The sequence below is a fragment of the Mesorhizobium sp. M0159 genome, from assembly GCF_040322295.1.
In the GTDB taxonomy this organism is placed as follows: domain Bacteria; phylum Pseudomonadota; class Alphaproteobacteria; order Rhizobiales; family Rhizobiaceae; genus Mesorhizobium.
In genome coordinates this window covers 1-5,637 of the sequence record NZ_JAMYTF010000104.1, presented here as the reverse complement: position 1 = coordinate 5,637, position 5,637 = coordinate 1, and the positions used below count along the sequence as shown (strand labels likewise).

4 protein-coding genes and 3 pseudogenes are annotated in these 5,637 nt (G+C 55.7%); 1 reads left to right on the top strand and 6 read right to left on the bottom strand.

Features of this window, described 5'->3' with window-relative positions; genetic code table 11:
* Positions 1-232: 232 nt before the first annotated feature.
* From NKJ32_RS34885 to NKJ32_RS34860, 6 genes and pseudogenes are all read right to left on the bottom strand, one after another.
* Positions 233-640: a hypothetical protein gene (locus tag NKJ32_RS34885; RefSeq protein WP_352830449.1), complete on the bottom strand. Its 408-nt coding sequence runs from the start codon at positions 638-640 to the stop codon at positions 233-235.
* A gap of 14 nt (positions 641-654) precedes the next feature.
* Positions 655-1,020, bottom strand: a pseudogene (locus tag NKJ32_RS34880) (recombinase family protein); the annotation flags it as partial.
* Complete coding sequence (locus NKJ32_RS34875; protein ID WP_352830448.1) at positions 909-1,721, bottom strand: recombinase family protein; 813 nt, start codon at positions 1,719-1,721, stop codon at positions 909-911. The pseudogene NKJ32_RS34880 and the gene NKJ32_RS34875, both read right to left, overlap by 112 nt.
* Positions 1,722-2,022: 301 nt before the next feature.
* A pseudogene (locus NKJ32_RS34870) lies at positions 2,023-2,199 on the bottom strand (ATP-binding protein); the annotation flags it as partial.
* A gap of 115 nt (positions 2,200-2,314) precedes the next feature.
* Entirely contained in the window at positions 2,315-3,622 is a 1,308-nt protein-coding gene (gene ectB, locus NKJ32_RS34865; protein ID WP_352830446.1) for a diaminobutyrate--2-oxoglutarate transaminase, read from the bottom strand.
* A gap of 284 nt (positions 3,623-3,906) precedes the next feature.
* Entirely contained in the window at positions 3,907-4,866 is a 960-nt protein-coding gene (locus NKJ32_RS34860) for a cupin-like domain-containing protein (RefSeq protein ID WP_352830444.1), read from the bottom strand.
* 696 nt (positions 4,867-5,562) lie between these two features.
* Between NKJ32_RS34860 and NKJ32_RS34855 the strand changes: the two are divergent.
* A pseudogene (locus NKJ32_RS34855) lies at positions 5,563-5,637 on the top strand (IS6 family transposase); the annotation flags it as partial.

Below are 5,637 nucleotides of genomic sequence, written 5' to 3'. Positions count from 1 at the left end.
TGGACACCCTTCCGCAACAGCCTGAGCGGCGAAACTGGGGAATTTTACTTCGGCACTTTTGGGGAAAATTCGAGCGGCATTGACAGCTGTGGGGATTCCCTAACGGTGGCGTAAGAGCCAGATGTTCTCATAGCTGAACAGCTTGCCTCGCGCCGAGCGGACGCCCTCGTCATTCAATCTTTTGGCGATTTGCCTGTCCATATCGCCCGCAGCATTGAGTTCCGTGATCCGCTCACGCACAAGCTCGAGTTCGCCATAGTCTCGATCGTAAGATTGAACTCGGCGTTGGATTTGATGTTCGCTGGTTGCGCCGGTCTGCCAGAGAATCCTGATCGACCTGGCCGCGTACCTTTTTCTGGTCGAGAACCACCTCCTGCACGATGAAGCGCAAGATACGTTTGCGGTCTTCTGGCTGGGTGGTTTCTGAGTGCCAGATAGCCGGCAAATTCTCGGCGAGTTCCTGAAGCGCCGCGTGATCCTGTGCCTGTAACACCAAGGGCTCCCGGTCTCTCCACCGACGATATTCCTGCTCGATCTCATCGACCAAGCGCAGCTTGTCTTCCCAAGCCTTTTCCAGGGTTCTGGCGACGAGACGCTGCCGGTCTGGTTGCGGTCCGCCAGGCAGCAGTAGACGGGGCATGCACTGTCGGGGCCGCTATAGCGCACGGTCATCCGCCGTCCGCACTGGCCGCAGACCGCTAAGCCCTGCAGCAAAGCAATGCCCTTGCGTGGCGCGCCGCGGTGGCCGGCCTCGTATCGATTGGTGTTGTCGGCGAGGCGTCTCTGATTGGCCATGAACTCCTCCCAGTTAATATAACCAGGGTGTGCGTCTTTGATGCAAACCTCCCAGTCGTCAATGGCCACCTTCGAGGTTGCGCGGTGCGAACCTGGAGCTTGGCGGACCGCATTTATTCGGCGCCGGCCGTAGACATATGCGCCGGCATAGGCCGGGTTGTGCAAAATATGATGGACATGGGCGATGGTGGCGTCTCGCCACACCAACTCATGGGGCGCCGGCCCGCGAAGCGGCCGCACCGGTACGCGCAGGTCATGCGTGCGCAGGTAACGCATAACGCGTCGCGCGGTCTGAAGCTCCTAAATTTGTCGAAGATCAGACGCAGCCGAGCCTGAACCTCTTCATCAGGGTTAAACACGATCTGGCCGGAGCGGTTGTAGGTCAAGCCACCTGGCAGCGGTATGCGAAGCTCGCCCCGCGCAGCCTTCTGCCGCTCCCCTTGATGCAGGCGGATGCGGATCTGGTGCAACTCCGCTTCACTCATGATCCCCGAGGGCCCTAACAGTAGCCGGTCGTGATAGGCGCAGGGATCGTAGAGGCGCTCGCCATCGGCGATGATAACGTCGAACAATGAACACAACTCGAGGAGTTGATGCCAATCCCGGTTGTTGCGCGCCAATCGAGATGCATCGAGACTGACCACCAGACCCGCGTTGCCGAGCCCGATCTCGGCGATGAGCCGTTGGAAGCCGCCACGCTCGACTTTGCCGTTTCCCGATTTTCCAAGATCCTCATCGATGACGACGACACGATCCGGCGGCCAGCCCAATCTGACGGCGCGGTCCACCAAGCTGTACTGAAGTTCGGTGCTTTCCTGATGGTGGCGCACCTGGTTTATCGAGGATTGGCGCACATATACGTAAGCGAACTTTGAACGCCGGACGGCCGTGAGCCGCTCGTCAGAACTGCTCGGAATAGCCAACATCAAACCGCTCCCTCACCGCCGGCGCGTTCGGCGGCATCCGGCGGATCAGAGTCGCGAGCATCTGCGCGACTTGGTGCTGAGATACTGGTGGGAGATTGTTCCAAAGGCTGGGCGAATCTGGCTTGATCCTTACCAGTGGAGCACTGGTCTCCGGTAGAGACACCGCAATCCGATGCGCCAAAGCATGAGCAACCATCGCAACTCGCCATTGAGTTACTAAAGGTGATTCGCGCATAATACACTAAAGGAAGCAAAGTCCGAACGGATATTAACTTCCTCGCTGCGCTACGATGTTCATGATCATCATCGCTAGCAGGTAGCGGCGCTCGGCAGCGCTGAGAACGGACAGGCCCCAGTCGTCGAGGATGAGGAGTTGAACGCGCCCGAGCGTCTTGAGCAGGCGGCCATAGCGCCCGTCGCTGCGCGCCAGCGCGAGTGCCTCGAAAAGGCGCGGGACGCGATGATAGAGCACCGATCGAAGCCGCACTCATCAAGCCGCCAGGGTCATCGCTACTCCTTAGCGCACGACGGTGTTGCTGTCGATCTCGATGACCCGCGCCGAATCCCTTTAGTGAATACTGCGGTCACCATAATTACAGGAGGAAATGGGCTGGCAGGTCCATCCGCTCACACGCTTCGTGCACAGACTTGTCCAGAATGTCGAGCCCTCGCTGAAGAGTTTCCCCGTCGATTGTCAAAGGCGGGAGAATTTTGATAACTTGGTCCTCCGAGCCGCATCGCTCTACCACAAGCCCGTCTTGGAAGGCCTTGCGGACGATTTTCCCAGCGAGTTTACCTGTGCCGCAATCGAGCCCCAGCATCATGCCCCTCCCGCGTACGGAAAGATTATAATTTCGGTTGTTTTGCGCAACCTGTCGAAGGTGCTCACTAAGAATGTATCCAGTTTTCGTAACCTCCGCAGACAGATTCTTATTCGTCCAATATTTCCGCAAAGCAGCGGTCCCCGCCACCAAGGCAAGATTGTTGCCTCTGAAAGTTCCATTGTGTTCGCCTGGCCGCCAAACGTCTAGATCGGGTTTGAGGAGCAAAAGGGACAGAGGCAGTCCGCAGCCACTAAGCGACTTCGACAAAACAACGATGTCTGGCGATAGATCGGCAAACTCGAAACTGAAGAAATTGCCCGTTCGTCCGCAACCTGCCTGAATGTCATCGACAATCAGGAGGATGGCGTTTTGTCTGCAAAGCTGCTCGAGGGACTGCAGCCAGCCCTTGCTCGCAGGGTTGATGCCGCCCTCGCCTTGGACGGTTTCCAGAATGATGGCTGCAGGCAGGTCGAGACCACTGCTTGCATCAGCCAGCACCCTCGCTAGATAATCCGAAGAATTGTTATCGGCTCCCCAATACCCGTCATAGGGCATGAACACTACTCCGGCTGGAGGAACGCCCGCCGCATCTCGGTAGTATCGATTACCCGTTACTGAAAGCGCGCCTAAGCTCACTCCGTGAAAGCCGTTGGTAAATGAAATTATACTGTGGCGGCCAGTAATCTTGCGTGCGAGTTTCAGAGCAGCTTCCACTGCGTTGGCGCCGGTGGGACCAGGAAACTGAAACTTGTATGTCAAACCACGTGGGCGCAAAATTGTCTCGTCAAAATACTCCATAAACTCTCTTTTGGCCGACGTAGCCATGTCCAATGCATGGATAATCCCATTTGATTTCAGGTATTCCGTCACATCGTTTAGCAAATCGGGATCATTGTGACCATAGTTAAGGGCACCTGCGCCGGAAAGAAAATCGATAAACTCGAAGCCATTCTCGTCCTCGAGAGTGGCTCCTGCTGCCTTCCTGAATACAACAGGGAAGGATCGCGAATATGACCGCACGTTCGATTCGAGCTTTTCGAAGGCAGATAACGAATTGTAGCTACTCTCTTGAGGCATGTTCTTTTCTCTATCCAGACGATTGCCTAAAGCATACTCACACGCTTGAAACGATCGTTGACATCGCTGTCTATCTTCACACTGATGCTCGCTGCGGCTCCGCGGTTTTAAACGGCAACCTTGGTCCGAGCATCTACACCAAATGATAGTATCGTCACTGGCTGTTCTTTGGTAGACGCCCGATTCCGAGTGAGAACGCAAACAGCGAGTTGCACATTACACCGCTGTCCAACAATGATCTGCTCTGATGATCCGTTGCTCGCGAGCTCTCTGCGGCCCATCTGTCAACTTACATAGCTCAAATAGGGACGGTACAACGGAAACGTCACAGATTCAGGCATTTTGGCGATTACTGCCAATGCCGTGATCGCGTTGTAGTAGGCGACTTTTGTCGGCATTCCATGATGTGCCTGCGCCAGCGCATATAATACGCTCCGGTCCGTGTGAAAATCGATGTTGAAGGAAATCGAGGTCGATAAGCTGCGGACGTGGTGGAGGGTTCCGGGTGGCATATACAGGATGTCGCCAGCATTTACGGTGACGACGACGGGTGTCGCTTGTTCATACTGCGGAAAGCGCACATGGTCCGGTTGCTCGGGGTCCACATCAAACCACCTCCAGCCGCGGCGGCCACATCGCCCAGCCTGGCTAGGCGGAAGGATGGTAAACTGCTTGGCGCCGTATATCTGGAAGAAAAGGTTGTGGCTTAGCAAAGTGTCGAAGTGGAGCGGTGTAACAGTGCCTGCCGGGCCCATGAAGAACTGAGAGTAGCGCCACCAATGCGAGCGATACGACGGCTCAAGAAAATTTGCCGGAAAGGGCTGACAATCCCCCGCCAGATTTTCCCTCAGGCCGAGTAGGGGAATGTCATGGCAGTACGGAGCTGCTCTCGCGTCAGATGAGGCTCCATTCCCGCCCGGCGGCTGCTCCATGACGAACCGAGCGTAGTCCGCGAGTCGCCAAGAAGAAACCTTAATTTCGCTCCCGTTAAGCGTCTTGACGGGCACAGCGAGTGATCCGGCGACCTCATCAAAATATTGCGGCGACCAGCGCTGGCAGGCGGTCCAAGCCGCACAGCCGCCACGTAGGAGAACCGGCCGCATTGCATCCCGGTAATTTGTCCCAAATTCCCAATCAGAGAGCTCTGTTACGGCCGGAACCTCTGACCAACCAGAGTCTTCTAGCGTCGAGAATGAGGGATCACGTGATGCCTGTGAGGATGTTATTACTTTGCGTTCAGTCATTATCGATGGCCCTTGCAAAATGAACGCGATGAACGACGACCATCGCGAACGCAGCGAACTTGGTTAGGATAAACAGGAGCGAGAGTCACTATCATGGTTGCTTTCATACTCCACCCATAACTTGCGCAGACCGTGGTCAGTTTACATAAGTGCGCATGTTCCACGTCTGCTCCACTTACGATGATTAATAGTCACTATTTCTGATAGTGGTCAAAATGGCGGGGTTTGGGAAATCGTTCTTCCGCATCCGAGCTTATACTGGCGCTTTTTCATCACGTTTCCACTTACCTAGCCACAGCCTACACAGGTGGACAGCGGTTCGAAAACTACCAATCTTGATAGTTGGGGAGCTGGGAATGTCGTTTTTCGGTCTGTGACCGCATCGCGTCGCATATGGCCGAAGCAAATAGGATATCGCGGCAAGGTAGCAAGGTAGTAAGAGCCCCACGCCGGCGACGAAGTTGTACCAAAGGTCCTGGTTGGTGACTCCTTCGTGATTTTGAGGCGTTTGGAGGCCGTGCATTGAAGTTGCGGGGTGACTATTCGGCTGGCGAGCTTCGGCGGTTCGCGCGAACGTCGAAGGATGTAAGCCAGCACCCGGCTGGGTGCTGTCACATTGATTGAGCGATAAGGAAATTGAGGTAGCAGCGCGCCCATGACCGTGAGTGCACCGACTGCAAGAACCGCCGCTATCCGATCGAAATCGTGGCCTGTGCTGTCTGGCTCTACTTCCGCTTCAATCTGAGCCTGCGCGATGTCGAGGAAATGCTG

Excerpts from the sequence above, each read along its gene's own strand:
- NKJ32_RS34885 (WP_352830449.1), bottom strand. The coding sequence starts at position 640 with ATGCCCCGTCTACTGCTGCCTGGCGGACCGCAACCAGACCGGCAGCGT.
- NKJ32_RS34860 (WP_352830444.1), bottom strand. The coding sequence starts at position 4,866 with ATGACTGAACGCAAAGTAATAACATCCTCACAGGCATCACGTGATCCC.
- ectB (WP_352830446.1), bottom strand. The coding sequence starts at position 3,622 with ATGCCTCAAGAGAGTAGCTACAATTCGTTATCTGCCTTCGAAAAGCTC.
- NKJ32_RS34875 (WP_352830448.1), bottom strand. The coding sequence starts at position 1,721 with ATGTTGGCTATTCCGAGCAGTTCTGACGAGCGGCTCACGGCCGTCCGG.